The organism is Pseudomonas sp. GW823-FHT02C05 (genome assembly GCF_058797595.1).
Map to the genome: position 1 here is coordinate 1,066,784 of NZ_JBXAJU010000002.1, position 18,041 is coordinate 1,084,824.

The window sequence follows — 18,041 nt, forward strand, 5'->3', positions numbered from 1 at the left end:
GCCTTGTCATTTATTGAAGAAAAAACCGGCGCCAACGCTAATGTCGTTCTAATACTAAGGTCGTCTGGAACCTGCTCCATAGCCGCATAGAGTGGATTAGGTTCCACCTAAAATCTGTGCTGCGAGGATAAAAACAATGAACGACAGCATTTACCTCTCGATTCAAAACAGCCCGCGTTTCAAGGAGCTGGTCAGCAAACGAGAGCGGTTCGCCTGGATTCTCTCGGCGATCATGCTTGGGCTTTACTCGGCTTTCATCCTGTTGATCGCCTATGGTCCCCAGATCCTGGGCGCCAAACTCAGTCCTACCTCATCCATCACCTGGGGCATTCCCATCGGTGTCGGCTTGATTCTCTCGGCCTTCATCCTGACGGCCATCTATGTGCGACGCGCCAACGGCGAATTCGACGAGTTGAACAATGCGATCCTGAAGGAGGCTCAGCAATGATCCGACGTCTATTCGCAGCACTCGGTCTTGCCGCCTTCGCTCCCGCCCTCTGGGCTGCAGACGCCTTGACGGGCGAAGTCCACAAGCAACCACTCAACGTATCGGCGATCGTGATGTTCGTGGTCTTCGTCGGTGCCACCCTGTGCATCACCTACTGGGCCTCCAAGCGCAACAAGTCGGCTGCCGACTATTACGCGGCGGGTGGCAAGATCACCGGCTTCCAGAACGGTCTGGCGATCGCTGGCGACTACATGTCCGCGGCGTCCTTCCTGGGGATTTCCGCCCTGGTGTTCACTTCCGGCTATGACGGCCTGATCTACTCCATCGGCTTCCTGGTGGGCTGGCCGATCATTCTGTTCCTGATCGCCGAGCGCCTGCGCAACCTGGGCAAGTACACCTTTGCCGACGTGGCGTCCTACCGCCTCGGGCAGACCCAGATCCGCACCCTGTCGGCCTGTGGCTCGCTGGTGGTAGTGGCGTTCTACCTGATCGCGCAGATGGTGGGTGCCGGCAAGCTGATCCAGCTGCTGTTCGGCCTCGACTACCATGTGGCGGTGATCCTGGTGGGCATCCTGATGTGCCTGTACGTGCTGTTCGGCGGCATGCTGGCCACGACCTGGGTGCAGATCATCAAGGCGGTGCTGTTGCTCTCCGGCGCGTCCTTCATGGCACTGATGGTGATGAAGCACGTCAACTTCGACTTCAACACCCTGTTCTCCGAAGCGATCAAGGTTCACCCCAAGGGTGAAGCGATCATGAGCCCCGGCGGCCTGGTGAAAGACCCGATCTCGGCGTTCTCCTTAGGTCTCGCGCTGATGTTCGGTACCGCTGGCCTGCCCCACATCCTGATGCGCTTCTTCACCGTCAGCGATGCCAAGGAAGCTCGCAAGAGCGTGCTCTATGCCACTGGCTTCATCGGCTACTTCTACATCCTGACCTTCATCATCGGCTTCGGCGCGATCCTGCTGGTAAGCACCAACCCGGACTTCAAGGATGCCGCAGGCGCCTTGCTGGGCGGCAACAACATGGCGGCGGTGCACCTGGCCAACGCAGTGGGCGGCAGCGTGTTCCTCGGCTTCATTTCGGCCGTGGCCTTCGCCACCATCCTGGCGGTCGTTGCAGGCCTGACCCTGGCTGGCGCCTCGGCGGTGTCCCATGACCTGTATGCCAGCGTGATCAAGAAGGGCAAGGCCAACGAGAAGGACGAGATCCGCGTTTCCAAGATCACCACCGTGGCATTGGGCGTACTGGCCATCGGCCTGGGCATTCTCTTTGAAAGCCAGAACATCGCGTTCATGGTCGGCCTGGCGTTCTCCATTGCCGCCAGCTGCAACTTCCCGGTACTGCTGCTTTCCATGTACTGGAAGAAGCTCACCACCCGTGGCGCCATGATTGGCGGCTGGATGGGCCTGGTGAGTGCCGTGGCGCTGATGATCCTCGGCCCGACCATCTGGGTGCAGATCCTGCATCACGAGAAGGCGATCTTCCCGTACGAGTACCCGGCGCTGTTCTCGATGATCATCGCCTTCATCGGTATCTGGTTCTTCTCCATCACCGACAAGTCGACCGCGGCGGTCAACGAGCGGGCGCTGTTCTTCCCGCAGTTCGTGCGTTCGCAGACCGGCCTGGGTGCCAGTGGGGCGGTGTCGCACTAAGCCAGATGAATGTATCGGCTTCTATATAGAAGCTGCGTAATGGCGAAATGCCCCGATCGAGAGACCGGGGCATTTTTCTGTCCGCTCGCCCTGCCCGGAGCCCCCCGACTGCAGGTGCAGGAGCATAGGAGCTGGCTTGCCAGCGCAAGCGTATGTGAGGAGCAGGGCTCTTCGCCGGCAGGCCGGATCCTGCGGGTTGGGGGGGGCGAGGGGAGGGCAGAAACAAATACGACCTCTGTTAGAGGCCGTATCCGGTGCAGCTAAGACGTTTGCGCAAGGCAGGTCTTATTTGCGGTCTTCCAGTTTGGTGATGTCACGCGACTCGTAGCCGGTGTACAGCTGGCGTGGACGGCCGATCTTGTACGGGCTGGAGAGCATTTCCTTCCAGTGCGAGATCCAGCCGACGGTCCGCGCCAGGGCGAAGATCACGGTGAACATGCTGGTTGGAATGCCGATCGCCTTGAGGATGATCCCCGAGTAGAAGTCGACGTTCGGGTACAGCGAGCGCTCGATGAAGTATGGGTCGGTCAAGGCGATCTCTTCCAGGCGCATGGCCAGTTCGAGTTGCGGATCGTTGTTGATGCCCAGTTCCTTGAGTACTTCGTCGCAGGTCTGCTTCATCACGGTGGCGCGCGGGTCGCGGTTCTTGTACACGCGGTGACCGAAGCCCATGAGCTTGAACGGATCGTTCTTGTCCTTGGCCTTGGCGATGAACTTATCGATGTTCGAGACATCGCCAATTTCGTCGAGCATGGTCAGCACTGCTTCGTTGGCACCGCCGTGGGCCGGGCCCCAGAGTGCAGCGATACCGGCAGCGATACAGGCGAACGGGTTGGCACCCGAGGAGCCCGCCAGGCGCACGGTGGACGTCGAGGCGTTCTGTTCGTGGTCGGCATGGAGGATGAAGATCCGGTCCATTGCCTTGGCCAGTACCGGGCTGATCGGTTTGATCTCGCACGGGGTGTTGAACATCATGTGCAGGAAGTTTTCCGCGTACGACAGGTCGTTGCGCGGGTACATCATCGGCTGGCCCATGGAGTACTTGTAGACCATCGCTGCCAGGGTCGGCATCTTGGCCACCAGGCGCACGGCGGAGATTTCGCGGTGCTGCGGGTTATTGATGTCCAGGGAGTCGTGGTAGAACGCCGACAGGGCACCGACTACGCCGCACATCACCGCCATCGGGTGGGCGTCGCGACGGAAACCGTTGAAGAAGCTCTTGAGCTGTTCGTGAACCATGGTGTGGTTCTTCACGGTGCTGACGAACTGGGCCTTCTGTTCGGCGGTGGGCAATTCACCGTTGAGCAGCAGGTAGCAGGTTTCCAGGTAGTCGGATTTCTCGGCCAGCTGTTCGATCGGGTAGCCGCGATGCAGCAGAATGCCGTTGTCGCCGTCGATGTAGGTGATTTTCGACTCGCAGGAGGCGGTCGACATGAAACCCGGGTCAAAAGTGAAGCGGCCCGTGGCCGTCAGACCCCGAACATCGATTACATCGGGACCAACGGTGCCGGTTAAAATGGGCAGCTCGACGGGGGCTGCGCCCTCGATGATCAACTGCGCTTTTTTGTCAGCCATGTGGCCTCCTATTTATGCTTGAAATCATCAGACAGACCCCCCACGCAGGGCCCGCACCACTATAGTGAGATAAATCCGAATGTCAATTTGCCTAAAGTCTTGTCCCAGAAGGCTTTGGGAGGGATTTTTTCGCGAAATTCAGCGCCATTTACGCCTTTTATAACGCTAACGCAATCAGCTATTAGGGGAAGGTCTTTGCGTTGTCATTAGTAGCCTAACTGTCTATACTCGGCCACCGACCTCCGTAGGCTTCTGGGCCCGCTTTGCTGGGGGTCGCACTCCCTGGGTAGTGGTTGCCTGACCAGTGCACTCCCCAACAACTTTGCCCTGATTGTTAGGGGCTCTTCAGTGTGAAAAAAGCCGTGAATAGCCAACGACCTGTAAACCTAGACCTAAGGACCATCAAACTCCCCATCACCGGCGTTACGTCGTTTCTCCACCGTGTTTCCGGCATCATCCTCTTCCTGGGCATCGGCATCATGCTTTATGCATTGAGCAAATCCCTGGGCTCCGAGGAAGGCTATGCCGAGGTGAAGGCGTGCTTGACCAGTCCGCTGGCCAAATTCGTTGCATGGGGCCTCCTGTCCGCCTTGCTGTATCACTTGGTGGCCGGTGTACGCCATCTGATTATGGACATGGGCATCGGTGAGACGCTGGAAGGCGGCAAGCTGGGCTCGAAAATCGTTATCGCCGTATCCGTGGTGGTAATCGTTCTGGCGGGAGTTTGGATATGGTAACCAGCGTTACGAACCTGTCGCGTTCGGGCCTTTATGACTGGATGGCACAGCGTGTGTCTGCGGTCGTTCTCGCGGCTTATTTCATTTTCCTGATCGGATACCTCGTAGCGAATCCGGGCATTGACTACACCCAGTGGCATGGCCTGTTCGCAAACAACTGGATGCGTATCTTCAGTCTGCTGGCCATGGTGGCCCTGGGCGCTCACGCCTGGGTCGGCATGTGGACCATCTCGACTGACTACCTGACGCCGATGGCGCTGGGCAAGTCGGCCACAGCAGTACGTTTCCTTTTCCAGGCAGTATGCGGCGTCGCGATGTTCGCTTACTTCGTCTGGGGTGTGCAGATTCTCTGGGGTATCTGATTCATGGCTAACATTCCAACCATTTCATTCGACGCCATCATCATTGGCGGCGGCGGCGCCGGCATGCGTGCCGCACTGCAGCTGGCCCAGGGCGGCCACAAGACTGCGGTGATCACCAAGGTGTTCCCGACCCGTTCGCACACTGTGTCTGCCCAGGGCGGCATCACTTGCGCGATCGCCTCGGCGGACCCGAACGATGACTGGCGCTGGCACATGTACGATACCGTCAAGGGTTCCGACTACATCGGTGACCAGGACGCTATCGAATACATGTGTCAGGAAGGCCCGGCTGCGGTCTTCGAACTGGACCACATGGGGCTGCCGTTCTCCCGTACCGAAACCGGTCGTATCTACCAGCGTCCTTTCGGCGGTCAGTCCAAGGACTACGGCAAGGGCGGCCAGGCTGCTCGTACCTGCGCAGCGTCCGACCGTACCGGTCACGCACTGCTGCACACCCTTTATCAGGGCAACCTGAAAGCCGGCACCACCTTCCTCAACGAGTGGTACGCGGTCGATCTGGTGAAGAACCAGGACGGCGCCTTTGTCGGCGTGATCGCTATCTGCATCGAAACCGGCGAAACCACCTACATCCGCTCCAAGGCCACCGTTCTGGCCACCGGCGGTGCAGGTCGTATCTACGCCTCCACCACCAACGCCCTGATCAACACCGGTGACGGCGTTGGTATGGCGCTGCGTGCTGGCGTTCCGGTGCAAGACATCGAAATGTGGCAGTTCCACCCGACCGGCATTGCCGGCGCCGGTGTACTGGTAACCGAAGGTTGCCGTGGTGAGGGTGGTTACCTGATCAACAAGCATGGCGAGCGTTTCATGGAGCGTTATGCTCCGAACGCCAAAGACCTGGCTGGCCGCGACGTTGTTGCGCGCTCCATGGTCAAGGAAATCATCGCTGGCAACGGCTGTGGCCCGAACGGCGACCACGTGATGCTCAAGCTCGACCACCTGGGCGAGGAAGTGCTGCACAGCCGCCTGCCAGGTATCTGCGAGCTGTCCAAGACGTTTGCGCACGTTGACCCGGTGGTTGCTCCGGTTCCGGTCGTTCCAACCTGCCACTACATGATGGGCGGCGTTGCCACCAACATTCATGGCCAGGCCATCACGCAGAACGCCGCTGGCGAAGACACCATCATCCCTGGCCTGTTCGCAGTGGGTGAAGTGGCTTGCGTATCGGTACACGGCGCCAACCGTCTGGGCGGCAACTCGCTCCTGGACCTGGTGGTGTTCGGCCGTGCAGCCGGTCTGCACCTGGAAAAAGCGCTGACCGACGGTATCGAATACCGCGACGCCAGCGACACCGACGTCGACGTTGCCCTGAACCGCCTGGCCAAGCTCAACGAGCGCACCACCGGTGAAGACGTTGCAACCCTGCGTCGCGAGCTGCAGAACTGCATGCAGAACTACTTCGGTGTATTCCGTACCGGCGAATACATGCAGAAGGGGATCGCCCAGCTGGCTGACCTGCGCGAGCGTATCGCCAACGTCAAGATCAACGACAAGTCTCAAGCTTTCAACACTGCGCGTATCGAAGCACTTGAGCTGCAGAACCTGCTGGAAGTGGCCGAAGCCACTGCCATCGCTGCCGAAGTGCGCAAAGAGTCCCGCGGCGCTCACGCCCGTGAAGACTTCGAAGACCGTGACGACGAAAACTGGCTGTGCCACACCCTGTACTTCCCGGGTGAGAAGCGCGTTGCCAAGCGTGCGGTCAACTTCTCGCCGAAGACTGTTCCGACTTTCGAACCAAAAGTCCGGACTTACTAAAGGGTGATCGATATGTTGCAAGTTGAAGTTTATCGTTACAACCCTGACACCGACTCGGCTCCGAAAACCCAGGTTTTCCAGGTAGACACCGGTGGCAAGGACTTGATGGTGCTGGACGTGCTGGCCCTGATCAAAGAGCAGGACGAAGGTTTTTCCTACCGTCGTTCCTGCCGTGAAGGCGTATGCGGTTCCGATGGCATGAACATCAACGGCAAGAACGGTCTGGCGTGCATCACGCCGCTGTCTGCCGTGGTCAAGAAGAACAAGCTGGTTGTTCGCCCGCTGCCAGGTCTGCCGGTTATCCGTGACCTGGTCGTCGATATGAGCATCTTCTACAAGCAATACGAGAAGGTGAAGCCATTCCTGCAGAACGATACGCCGGCTCCGGCCATCGAACGTCTGCAGTCCCCGGAAGAGCGCGAGAAGCTCGACGGTCTGTACGAGTGCATCCTGTGCGCTTGCTGCTCGACCTCTTGCCCGTCCTTCTGGTGGAACCCGGACAAGTTCCTGGGTCCAGCTGCCCTGCTGCAAGCCTACCGCTTCCTGGCAGACAGCCGTGACACCAAGACGTCCGAGCGTCTGGCTTCCCTGGACGACCCGTTCAGCGTATTCCGCTGCCGGGGCATCATGAACTGCGTCAACGTTTGTCCGAAAGGCCTGAACCCGACTAAGGCCATCGGTCACATTCGTAACATGCTGCTGCAGAGTGGCGTGTGATTCAGCTGTTGTACCCGTAGGACCGCTGTACCCGTAAAAGCCACGGCGCGGGCTTCAACCCGCGTCATGGCTCTAACCTGAGCAGCAGCTCACAAAGTGGCTGCTCTATATTTTGAAGAAATGAGACAAGCAGGGGCATCCGGGCTGGTACCCGGACTATCAGCGTGATCCTAAGTGGCTTGTTTTGGTCGCTGCATTCGGACTTCTGCAAGCTTGCTCGGTGTCGTCGCCGGTGGTGTTCCCCTAACCGAGGGTGACCAAGCATGCAAGAAAGCGTGATGCAGCGCATGTGGAACAGCGCCTACCTATCCGGTAGTAACGCTGCCTATGTGGAAGAGCTCTACGAGCTCTACCTGCACGACCCTAACGCTGTGCCAGAAGAGTGGCGCACTTACTTTCAGAAGTTGCCTACCGACGGCAGCACTGCCATCGATGTTTCGCACTCGACAATCCGCGATCATTTCGTCTTGCTGGCAAAGAACCAGCGCCGCGCCCAACCGGTATCCGCCGGTAGCGTGAGCAGTGAGCACGAGAAGAAACAAGTTGAAGTGCTGCGATTGATCCAGGCCTATCGGATGCGTGGCCACCAGGCAGCCCAGCTGGACCCGCTGGGGCTGTGGCAGCGTCCTGCACCTGCAGACCTGTCGATCAATCATTACGGCTTGACCAATGCCGATCTTGATACGACCTTCCGTGCCGGCGACCTGTTCATCGGCAAAGAGGAAGCGAGCCTACGCGAAATTCACGAAGCGTTGCAGCAGACATATTGCCGCACCATTGGCGCTGAATTCACGCATATCACCGATTCCGAGCAGCGTCAGTGGTTCCAGCAGCGTCTGGAAAGCGTACGCGGCCGTCCGACCTATTCCGCCGACATCAAGAGCCACCTGCTCGAGCGCGTCACTGCGGCTGAAGGCCTGGAAAAATACCTGGGTACCAAATACCCGGGCACCAAGCGTTTCGGTCTGGAAGGCGGCGAGAGCCTGATTCCGATGCTCGACGAGCTGATCCAGCGTTCCGGTTCCTACGGCACCAAGGAAGTGGTTATCGGCATGGCCCACCGTGGCCGTCTGAACGTGCTGGTCAACACCTTCGGCAAGAACCCGCGCGAGCTGTTCGACGAGTTCGAAGGCAAGAAGAAGGTCGAGCTGGGTTCCGGTGACGTTAAATACCACCAGGGCTTCTCGTCCAACGTCATGACCACCGGTGGCGAAGTTCACCTGGCGATGGCGTTCAACCCGTCCCACCTGGAAATCGTTTCTCCAGTGGTCGAGGGTTCGGTGCGCGCTCGTCAGGACCGTCGCAACGACCAGACCGGCGACAAGGTTCTGCCGATCTCGATCCACGGTGACGCGGCGTTCGCCGGCCAGGGCGTGGTGATGGAAACCTTCCAGATGTCCCAGACCCGCGGTTTCCGTACCGGCGGCACTGTGCACATCGTGATCAACAACCAGGTCGGTTTCACCATCAGCAACCCGCTGGACTCGCGCTCCACCGAGTACGCCACCGACGTTGCGAAGATGATCCAGGCACCGATCCTCCATGTGAATGGTGATGATCCGGAAGCCGTGTTGTTCGTGACCCAGTTGGCCATCGACTACCGCATGCAGTACAAGCGCGACGTGGTGATCGACCTGGTCTGCTACCGTCGTCGCGGCCACAACGAGGCCGACGAGCCAAGCGGCACCCAGCCACTGATGTATCAGCAGATCGCCAAGCAGCGCACCACCCGTGAACTGTATGCCGATCGCCTGACCCAGGGCGGTGTGCTCGACGCAGAGCGTGTTCAGGCGAAAGTCGACGAATACCGCAACGCGCTGGACAACGGTCTGCACGTGGTCAAGAGCCTGGTCAAGGAGCCGAACAAAGAGCTGTTCGTGGACTGGCGTCCGTACCTGGGCCATACCTGGACCGCGCGTCACGACACCACCTTCGACCTCAAGACTCTTCAGGAACTGTCCGCCAAGCTGCTGGAGCTGCCGGAAGGCTTCGTGGTTCAGCGTCAGGTCGCGAAGATCTACGAAGACCGTCAGAAGATGCAAGCCGGCGGCCTGCCGATCAACTGGGGTTACGCTGAAACCATGGCGTACGCGACCCTGGCGTTCGAAGGTCACCCGATTCGCATGACCGGCCAGGACATCGGCCGCGGCACCTTCTCGCACCGCCATGCGGTGTTGCACAACCAGAAGGACGCCGGCACCTACATCCCGTTGCAGCACCTGTACGAAGGCCAGCCACGTTTCGACCTGTACGATTCGTTCCTGTCCGAAGAAGCCGTACTGGCGTTCGAATACGGCTACTCCACCACCACGCCTAACGCGCTGGTGATCTGGGAAGCCCAGTTCGGCGACTTCGCCAACGGTGCACAAGTAGTGATCGACCAGTTCATCACCAGCGGCGAGCACAAGTGGGGCCGTCTCTGCGGTCTGACCATGCTGCTGCCACACGGTTATGAAGGTCAGGGTCCCGAGCACTCCTCGGCTCGTCTGGAGCGTTACCTGCAGCTGTGCGCCGAGCACAACATCCAGGTATGCGTACCGACCACGCCGGCTCAGATCTACCACTTGCTGCGTCGCCAGGTGATTCGTCCGCTGCGCAAGCCGCTGGTCGTGCTGACACCGAAATCCCTGCTGCGTCATAAACTGGCCATCTCGACCCTGGAAGATCTGGCGGAAGGTTCGTTCCAGACCGTTATCCCGGAAATCGATGCCCAGGATCCAAAAGACGTGGGTCGCATCATTCTGTGTAGCGGCAAGGTCTACTACGACCTGTTGGAAAAACGCCGTGCCGAAGGTCGTGACGACATCGCCATCGTGCGTATCGAGCAGCTGTACCCATTCCCTGAGGACGACCTGATCGAAGTCCTGGCTCCGTACAAAAACGTCAAACACATCGTTTGGTGTCAGGAAGAGCCGATGAACCAGGGTGCCTGGTACTGCAGCCAGCATCACATGCGTCGCATCATCAGCGGTCACAACAAGTCGCTCGTACTCGAGTACGCGGGCCGTGACGCTTCTGCTGCTCCAGCTTGTGGTTATGCATCGATGCACGCTGAGCAGCAGGAAAAACTGCTGCAAGATGCCTTTACTGTTTAACGCCTTCGCGCACCTGAAACCGAATTTAAGGAACCACAGATAATGGCTATCGAGATCAAAGCCCCCACTTTCCCGGAATCGGTTGCCGATGGCACCGTTGCCACCTGGCACAAGCAACCGGGCGACGCCGTCAAGCGTGACGAGCTGATCGTTGACATCGAGACCGACAAGGTCGTGCTGGAAGTTCTGGCCACCGCTGACGGCGTGCTGGGCGCTATCGTCAAGAACGAAGGCGACACCGTTCTGTCCGACGAAGTCCTGGGCTCCATCGTTGAAGGCGGCGCTGCTGCCGCTGCTCCTGCTGCCGCCGCCGCTCCGACCGCCGCCGCTGCTGCCCCGGCTGCTGCCGATGGTGAAGACGATCCAATCGCTGCTCCTGCCGCGCGCAAGCTGGCTGAAGAAAACGGTATCAACATCGCTTCCGTTGCCGGTACCGGCAAAGGCGGCCGTGTGACCAAGGAAGACGTGGTCGCTGCTGTTGCCGCGAAGAAAGCCGCTCCGGCTGCCGCGCCTGCCAAGGCTCCGGCTCCTGCCGCTGCTGCTCCGGTCTTCGCTGCTGGTGATCGCGTCGAGAAGCGCGTGCCTATGACCCGCCTGCGTGCCAAGGTTGCCGAGCGTCTGGTTGAAGCCCAGTCGAACATGGCGATGCTGACCACCTTCAACGAAGTCGACATGACTGAAGTCATGGCCCTGCGTTCGAAGTACAAGGACCTGTTCGAGAAGTCCCACAATGGCGTACGCCTGGGCTTCATGTCGTTCTTCGTCAAGGCCGCCACCGAAGCCCTGAAGCGCTTCCCGGCTGTCAACGCCTCGATCGACGGTTCCGACATCGTCTACCACGGCTATGCCGACATCGGTGTTGCGGTCTCCAGCGACCGTGGCCTGGTGGTTCCGGTTCTGCGTAACGCCGAACTGATGAGCCTGGCCGAAATCGAAGGCGGCATCGCCACCTTCGGCAAGAAGGCCCGCGACGGCAAGCTGTCGATGGAAGAGATGACCGGTGGTACTTTCACCATCACCAACGGTGGTACTTTCGGTTCGATGATGTCGACCCCGATCGTCAACCCGCCACAAGCCGCGATCCTGGGCATGCACAACATTCTGCAGCGTCCTATGGCGATCAACGGTCAAGTGGTCATCCGTCCGATGATGTACCTGGCGCTGTCCTACGATCACCGCCTGATCGACGGTAAAGAAGCCGTGACGTTCCTGGTGACCATCAAGAACCTGCTGGAAGACCCGGCTCGTCTGCTCCTGGACATCTAAAAAGCAGCTGCATGCTGCAAGCGGGAAGCTTCTCGCCCCAGGGCAAGAGGCTTCAAGCTTGCGGCTGCAGCTTCTAGCTTGCCGTTAAAAGGAACCTTTTATGACTCAGAAATTCGACGTGGTAGTGATTGGCGCGGGCCCAGGCGGTTATGTCGCCGCAATCAAGGCCGCACAACTCGGTTTCACCACCGCTTGCATCGAGAAGTACACCGATAAAGAGGGCAAGCTGGCCCTCGGTGGTACTTGCCTGAACGTCGGTTGCATTCCTTCCAAGGCGCTGCTGGACAGCTCCTGGAAATTCCACGAAGCCCAGGACGGTTTTGCCATCCACGGTATCAACCACGCTGGCGTGACCATGGACGTACCAGCCATGGTGGGTCGCAAGGCCAACATCGTCAAAGGCCTGACCAGCGGTGTTGCCACCCTGTTCAAAGCCAATGGCGTCACTTCGATCCAGGGCCACGGCAAACTGCTGGCCGGCAAGAAAGTCGAAGTCACCAAGCCTGACGGTTCGGTTGAAGTGATTGAAGCCGAAAACGTGATCCTGGCTCCAGGCTCGCGTCCGATCGACATTCCACCGGCTCCCGTCGACCAGAATGTGATCGTCGATTCCACCGGCGCTCTGGAATTCCAATCCGTACCAAAACGCCTGGGCGTGATCGGCGCTGGCGTCATCGGCCTGGAACTGGGTTCGGTATGGTCGCGCCTGGGTGCGCAAGTGACTGTCCTGGAAGCCCTGGACACCTTCCTGATGGCAGCCGACACCGCTGTTTCCAAGGAAGCGCTGAAAACCCTGACCAAGCAAGGCCTGGACATCAAGCTGGGCGCTCGCGTGACCGGCTCCAAGGTCAACGGCGAAGAAGTCGTGGTCACCTACACCGATGCCAATGGCGAGCAGACCATCACTTTCGACAAGCTGATCGTTGCCGTTGGTCGCCGCCCGGTGACCACCGACCTGCTGGCCGCCGATTGCGGCGTGACCCTCGACGAGCGCGGTTTCGTGCACGTTGACGATCATTGCGCTACCACCGTACCGGGCGTCTACGCCATCGGTGACGTGGTGCGTGGCATGATGCTGGCTCACAAGGCCTCGGAAGAGGGCATCATGGTTGCCGAGCGCATCAAGGGCCACAAAGCCCAGATGAACTATGACCTGATCCCTTCGGTTATCTATACTCACCCGGAAATTGCATGGGTCGGTAAAACCGAGCAGGCCTTGAAAGCTGAAGGCGTTGAAGTTAACGTCGGCACCTTCCCGTTTGCCGCCAGCGGCCGTGCCATGGCAGCCAACGACACCGGTGGTTTCGTCAAAGTCATCGCCGATGCCAAGACTGACCGCGTATTGGGCGTCCACGTGATTGGCCCAAGCGCTGCGGAACTGGTTCAGCAAGGTGCGATCGGCATGGAATTCGGCACCAGCGCCGAAGACCTGGGCATGATGGTTTTCTCCCATCCGACCCTGTCCGAAGCCCTGCACGAAGCAGCTCTGGCTGTGAATGGCACTGCCATCCACATTGCCAACCGCAAGAAACGCTAAGCAATAATAAGAAACCACGGCGGTTGGCCCGTCGTGAGCCTTGTGCGCAAGACTCACCGCGGAATATCCGCTGGACTCGACCTCTCGAGGTAGCGCCACACACTGGACCGGGGCCCAGGCTCCGGGTTCAGGTGTGGCGCTGGTTTTGAGAGGAGCGGTCACAGGTGGTGCGGCACTCAATCTTGAGCGCAGCGCCGAATGCGCAGTACCTAACGAAGACGGTAAAAAGCATGAATCTTCACGAGTATCAGGGTAAGCAGCTGTTCGCTGAATACGGCCTGCCAGTATCCAAAGGCTACGCGGTAGACACCCCGGAAGAAGCAGCAGAAGCTTGCGACAAAATCGGCGGCTCCGAGTGGGTTGTCAAAGCCCAGGTTCACGCCGGTGGTCGCGGTAAAGCGGGCGGCGTTAAGCTGGTTCGCAGCAAAGAAGACGCTAAGGCATTCGCTCAGCAGTGGTTGGGCAAGCGTCTGGTGACCTATCAGACTGACGCCAATGGCCAGCCTGTCACCAAGATCCTGGTTGAATCGTGCACTGATATCGCTAAAGAGCTGTACCTGGGCGCTGTCGTTGACCGTTCGAGCCGTCGCATCGTGTTCATGGCTTCCACCGAAGGTGGCGTGGACATCGAGAAAATCGCTCACGACACTCCAGAAAAAATTCTCAAGGCCACTATCGATCCACTGGTTGGCGCTCAGCCATTCCAGGGTCGCGAGCTGGCTTTCCAACTGGGCCTGGAAGGCAAGCAAGTTGCCCAGTTCGCCAAGATCTTCGTAGGTCTGGCCAAACTGTTCCAGGATCACGATCTGGCCCTGCTGGAAGTGAACCCGCTGGTGATCAAGGCCGACGGCGATCTGCACTGCCTGGACGCGAAGATCAACATCGACGCCAACGCCATGTATCGTCAGCCTAAGCTGAAAACCTTCCACGATCCGTCCCAGGACGATCCGCGCGAAGCCCACGCTGCCAAGTTCGAACTGAACTACGTAGCTCTGGAAGGCAACATCGGCTGCATGGTCAACGGTGCCGGCCTGGCCATGGGTACCATGGACATCGTCAACCTGCACGGCGGCAAGCCAGCCAACTTCCTCGACGTAGGTGGTGGTGCTACCAAAGAGCGCGTGACCGAAGCCTTCAAGATCATCCTGTCCGACACCAACGTCGCTGCAGTACTGGTCAACATCTTCGGCGGCATCGTTCGTTGCGACATGATTGCCGAAGGCATCATCGGCGCCGTGAAAGAAGTCGGCGTGAAAATCCCGGTTGTTGTTCGCCTTGAAGGCAACAACGCTGAACTGGGCGCTAAAGTACTGGCAGAAAGCGGCTTGAACATCATCGCTGCTACCAGCCTGACCGACGCTGCTCAACAAGTTGTCAAAGCTGCGGAGGGCAAATAATGAGCGTCCTGATCAATAAAGACACCAAAGTTATCTGCCAGGGCATTACCGGTTCGCAAGGTAGTTTCCACACCCAGCAAGCCATCGAGTACGGCACCAAGATGGTTGGCGGCGTAACTCCTGGCAAAGGCGGCACCGAGCACCTGGGCCTGCCAGTGTTCAACACCGTGAAAGACGCTGTAGCTGCCACTGGCGCTACCGCCAGCGTGATCTACGTTCCAGCTCCTTTCTGCAAGGACTCGATCCTGGAAGCGGCCTTCGGCGGCATCAAGCTGATCGTCTGCATCACCGAAGGCATTCCTACCCTGGACATGCTGGACGCCAAGGTTAAGTGCGACGAGCTGGGTGTGACCCTGATCGGCCCTAACTGCCCAGGCGTGATCACCCCAGGCGAATGCAAGATCGGCATCATGCCAGGTCACATTCACTTGCCAGGCAAGGTCGGTATCGTTTCCCGTTCCGGCACCCTGACCTACGAAGCTGTTAAGCAGACTACTGACGCCGGTTTCGGTCAGTCCACCTGTGTCGGCATCGGTGGTGACCCGATCCCGGGTTCGAACTTCATCGACATCCTGAAGCTGTTCCAGGAAGACCCGAAGACCGAAGCGATCGTGATGATCGGTGAGATCGGCGGTTCGGCTGAAGAAGAAGCGGCTGCCTACATCAAGGCTCACGTGACCAAGCCGGTTGTTTCCTACATCGCTGGTGTGACTGCTCCTCCGGGCAAGCGCATGGGCCATGCTGGCGCAATCATCTCTGGCGGCAAAGGCACTGCAGACGAGAAATTCGCTGCTCTGCAAGACGCCGGCGTGAAAACCGTGCGTTCGCTGGCAGACATCGGCAAGGCCCTGGCCGAGCTGACCGGTTGGGCTGTCAAGTAAGCCTCGCGCTTAGCTGACGCTTCAACCACAAAGGCCACCTTCGGGTGGCCTTTGTGCTTTCTGCCGTAGGAGACCTGCATCCTGCACAGAGCCTGGGGGAAATATAATTTCAAAAATGCGACATCATTCTGTCGCATATCGGATAGTTCGCCCTGGAACAGTGCGCTTGTCTTACCGATTCTGTAATCTAGCCGCCTCTTTTTGCGTCTGCTGCCCACAAGGTCGCTGCGCGCTAAACGGGTCAGTCTTATACGGACTGGCAGCATTTCCCTCACCCATAAGGGAAATCCCTCTCTAAATTCCGATTCAGTAGTGTGGTATTTCCTTAATGAAAGTGTTGAAAGGCCAGGACATCCTGGCACTCGGCTTTATGACTTTTGCCCTGTTCGTCGGGGCCGGCAACATCATTTTCCCGCCTATCGTCGGCCTGCAGTCCGGACCCCATGTCTGGATGGCGGCGCTGGGCTTCCTGATCACCGCGGTCGGTCTGCCGGTGATCACCGTGGTTGCCCTGGCCAAGGTCGGCGGTGCCATGGACGCGCTGAGCACGCCTATCGGCAAGCTGGCCGGTGGCCTGCTGGCAGCGGTCTGCTACCTGGCGGTAGGCCCGCTGTTCGCCACGCCACGTACCGCTACCGTGTCCTTTGAAGTGGGCCTGGCGCCGTTGACCGGCGAAAGCCCGCTGGCCCTGTTCCTCTACAGTTCGGTGTACTTCCTGCTGGTGTTCTTCATCTCCCTGTACCCGGGCCGGCTGCTGGACACCGTCGGACGCTTCCTGGCGCCGCTGAAGATCATCGCCCTGGCTGTGCTGGGCATTGCGGCCTTTGCCTTGCCCGCCGGCGACATCGGCACCGCCACTCCCGAGTACGTTGCAGCACCGTTCTCCCAGGGCTTCATCAATGGTTACCTGACCATGGATACCCTGGGCGCGCTGGTGTTCGGCATCGTCATCGTCAATGCCATCCGTTCCCGCGGGGTCGAGTCGCCTCGGCTCATTACCCGTTATGCCGTGATCGCCGGCCTGATCGCCGGGGTCGGCCTGGCGCTGGTCTACGTCAGCCTGTTCCGCCTGGGCTCGGGCAGCCATGAAGTGGCCGCCGGTGCCAGCAACGGCGCCGCGGTATTGCACGCCTATGTGCAGCACACCTTCGGTTCCCTGGGCAGCGGTTTCCTCGCGGTGCTGATCTCCCTGGCCTGCCTGGTGACCGCCGTGGGCCTGACCTGCGCCTGCGCCGAGTACTTCAGCCGTGTCCTGCCGCTGTCCTACAAGACGCTGGTGGTGATCCTCGCGGCGTTCTCGCTGCTGGTATCGAACCTGGGCCTGACCAAGCTGATCGCGTTCTCGATCCCGGTGCTGACCGCGATTTACCCGCCGTGCATCGCCCTGGTGGCCCTGAGCTTCTGCAAGGACTTCTGGCAGGACCAGCGCCGTATCGTCGGCCCGGTGATGCTGGTGTCCTTCGTGTTCGGCCTGATCGATGCCCTCAAGGGCGCGGGCCTGGCCGGCTGGATGCCAACCCAGCTGTCGCACTTGCCGCTGAGCGAGCAGGGCCTGGCGTGGCTGGTGCCGTCGGTGATCGTGCTGGTGGTGGCAGTGATCTGCGATCGCCTGCTGGGCAAGCGCAGCGAAGCCCTGGCCTGACCTGAAGTTGATGGCCCGGGGTCGCCACAAGCGGCCCCCGAGCCCCTTAAAAAATGCCCCGCATCGATGGATGCGGGGCATTTTTTATGGGCGTACAGCGGTGTCTTTTTCCCCTGCGGGGCGTCGAAGCAGTGCCCTTTGCTTTTGTCTTCTGCCAACGCCTTACAGGAATTTGCATGTCGTTCGTTCAAGCCAACCTGATCCACCTACTGGCCGCCCTGTGGTTCGTCGTCTGCTGGGGTGGCTATACCCGCTACGCCAGTTGGAAGGGAAGGGACACCGCGTGCCTGGCCAGCGTCCTGCACCTGTATCGCGAGGACTGGATGCGCCGCATGCTGCTGCGGGACAACCGCATCGCCGATGCCAGCGTGATCGGCAACCTGGAGCGCAATGCCTCGTTCTTCGCCTCCAGCACCCTGATCATCCTGGCGGGCATTCTCACCGTGCTGGGCGCCTCGGAGCGTGCAGTGTCGCTGTTGGCGGACATTCCCATGGTCCAGCAGGCGTCCCAGGGCATGTCGGAAATCAAGCTGCTGTGCCTGGCGCTGGTGTTCGTCTATGCCTTCTTTACCTTCAGCTGGTGCATGCGCCAGTACAACTTCGCCGCAGTGCTGGTGGGGTCGGCGCCAATGATCGGCGAGCGTCATGTTTCCGAGCAGGAGCGCAAGGCTTTTGCATCGCGAGCGGCTCGGGTAATTTCCATGGCGGCCAACCAGTTCAACTTCGGATTGCGTTCCTATTACTTCGGCATGACCATGCTGGCCTGGTTCGTCAGCCCCTGGTTGTTCATGCTGATGAGCGCGGGTGTGGTGTTTGTCCTGTATCGGCGGGAGTTCCACTCCGATGTACTTGAGGTCATGGTCTATACACCGACAGAACAACCTGTGGTCGATAGCCCCAAAGATGCAGCCTGAGCGTTGATGGCTGATCGATTGAACGGTTGAAAGGAGTTG

General features: G+C 59.5%; 14 protein-coding genes. 13 read left to right on the forward strand and 1 reads right to left on the reverse strand.

Annotation, left to right across the window (positions count from 1 at the left end):
• Positions 1-136: 136 nt before the first annotated feature.
• Positions 137-448: a DUF485 domain-containing protein gene (locus AC1RGE_RS15965; protein ID WP_011060045.1), complete on the forward strand. Its 312-nt coding sequence runs from the start codon at positions 137-139 to the stop codon at positions 446-448.
• Positions 445-2,103, forward strand: a complete 1,659-nt coding sequence (locus AC1RGE_RS15970) for a cation acetate symporter (protein WP_011060046.1) — start codon at positions 445-447, stop codon at positions 2,101-2,103. Before AC1RGE_RS15965 ends, AC1RGE_RS15970 begins: the two co-directional genes overlap by 4 nt.
• 285 nt (positions 2,104-2,388) lie before the next feature.
• Here AC1RGE_RS15970 and gltA read toward each other — a convergent pair whose 3' ends face one another.
• A complete protein-coding gene (gene gltA, locus AC1RGE_RS15975) occupies positions 2,389-3,678 on the reverse strand; it encodes a citrate synthase (protein WP_011060047.1) in 1,290 nt (429 codons plus the stop codon).
• A 350-nt stretch (positions 3,679-4,028) separates the two neighbouring features.
• On the opposite strand from gltA, the gene sdhC reads away from it, so the two are divergent.
• The 11 genes from sdhC to AC1RGE_RS16030 all read left to right on the forward strand — a co-directional run bounded on the left by sdhC (position 4,029) and on the right by AC1RGE_RS16030 (position 18,002).
• On the forward strand, positions 4,029-4,415 hold the full coding sequence (gene sdhC, locus AC1RGE_RS15980; RefSeq protein WP_015634665.1) for a succinate dehydrogenase, cytochrome b556 subunit: 387 nt from the start codon (positions 4,029-4,031) through the stop codon (positions 4,413-4,415).
• Positions 4,409-4,777 carry a succinate dehydrogenase, hydrophobic membrane anchor protein gene (gene sdhD, locus AC1RGE_RS15985; RefSeq protein ID WP_011060049.1) on the forward strand — a complete coding sequence of 123 codons (369 nt, stop codon included), beginning with the start codon at positions 4,409-4,411 and terminating at the stop codon, positions 4,775-4,777. Before sdhC ends, sdhD begins: the two co-directional genes overlap by 7 nt.
• Before the next feature lie 3 nt (positions 4,778-4,780).
• Positions 4,781-6,553 (forward strand): succinate dehydrogenase flavoprotein subunit, encoded by a 1,773-nt coding sequence (gene sdhA, locus AC1RGE_RS15990; RefSeq protein ID WP_011060050.1) that lies wholly within the window; start codon positions 4,781-4,783, stop codon positions 6,551-6,553.
• A 12-nt stretch (positions 6,554-6,565) separates the two neighbouring features.
• Positions 6,566-7,270 carry a succinate dehydrogenase iron-sulfur subunit gene (locus AC1RGE_RS15995; RefSeq protein ID WP_011060051.1) on the forward strand — a complete coding sequence of 235 codons (705 nt, stop codon included), beginning with the start codon at positions 6,566-6,568 and terminating at the stop codon, positions 7,268-7,270.
• Between the two features lie 263 nt (positions 7,271-7,533).
• Positions 7,534-10,365 carry a 2-oxoglutarate dehydrogenase E1 component gene (locus AC1RGE_RS16000; RefSeq protein WP_011060052.1) on the forward strand — a complete coding sequence of 944 codons (2,832 nt, stop codon included), beginning with the start codon at positions 7,534-7,536 and terminating at the stop codon, positions 10,363-10,365.
• A gap of 42 nt (positions 10,366-10,407) precedes the next feature.
• Complete coding sequence (gene odhB, locus AC1RGE_RS16005) at positions 10,408-11,631, forward strand: 2-oxoglutarate dehydrogenase complex dihydrolipoyllysine-residue succinyltransferase (protein ID WP_492584598.1); 1,224 nt, start codon at positions 10,408-10,410, stop codon at positions 11,629-11,631.
• Between the two features lie 100 nt (positions 11,632-11,731).
• A complete protein-coding gene (gene lpdA, locus AC1RGE_RS16010; RefSeq protein ID WP_011060054.1) occupies positions 11,732-13,168 on the forward strand; it encodes a dihydrolipoyl dehydrogenase in 1,437 nt (478 codons plus the stop codon).
• 230 nt (positions 13,169-13,398) lie between these two features.
• Complete coding sequence (gene sucC / locus AC1RGE_RS16015) at positions 13,399-14,565, forward strand: ADP-forming succinate--CoA ligase subunit beta (protein WP_009047768.1); 1,167 nt, start codon at positions 13,399-13,401, stop codon at positions 14,563-14,565.
• Positions 14,565-15,446, forward strand: a complete 882-nt coding sequence (gene sucD / locus AC1RGE_RS16020) for a succinate--CoA ligase subunit alpha (RefSeq protein ID WP_003223019.1) — start codon at positions 14,565-14,567, stop codon at positions 15,444-15,446. The genes sucC and sucD overlap by 1 nt, the downstream gene beginning before the upstream one ends.
• Positions 15,447-15,774: 328 nt before the next feature.
• A complete protein-coding gene (brnQ, locus tag AC1RGE_RS16025) occupies positions 15,775-17,088 on the forward strand; it encodes a branched-chain amino acid transport system II carrier protein (protein ID WP_011060055.1) in 1,314 nt (437 codons plus the stop codon).
• A gap of 176 nt (positions 17,089-17,264) precedes the next feature.
• Positions 17,265-18,002 carry a DUF599 domain-containing protein gene (locus AC1RGE_RS16030; RefSeq protein WP_011060056.1) on the forward strand — a complete coding sequence of 246 codons (738 nt, stop codon included), beginning with the start codon at positions 17,265-17,267 and terminating at the stop codon, positions 18,000-18,002.
• Positions 18,003-18,041 lie beyond the last annotated feature (39 nt).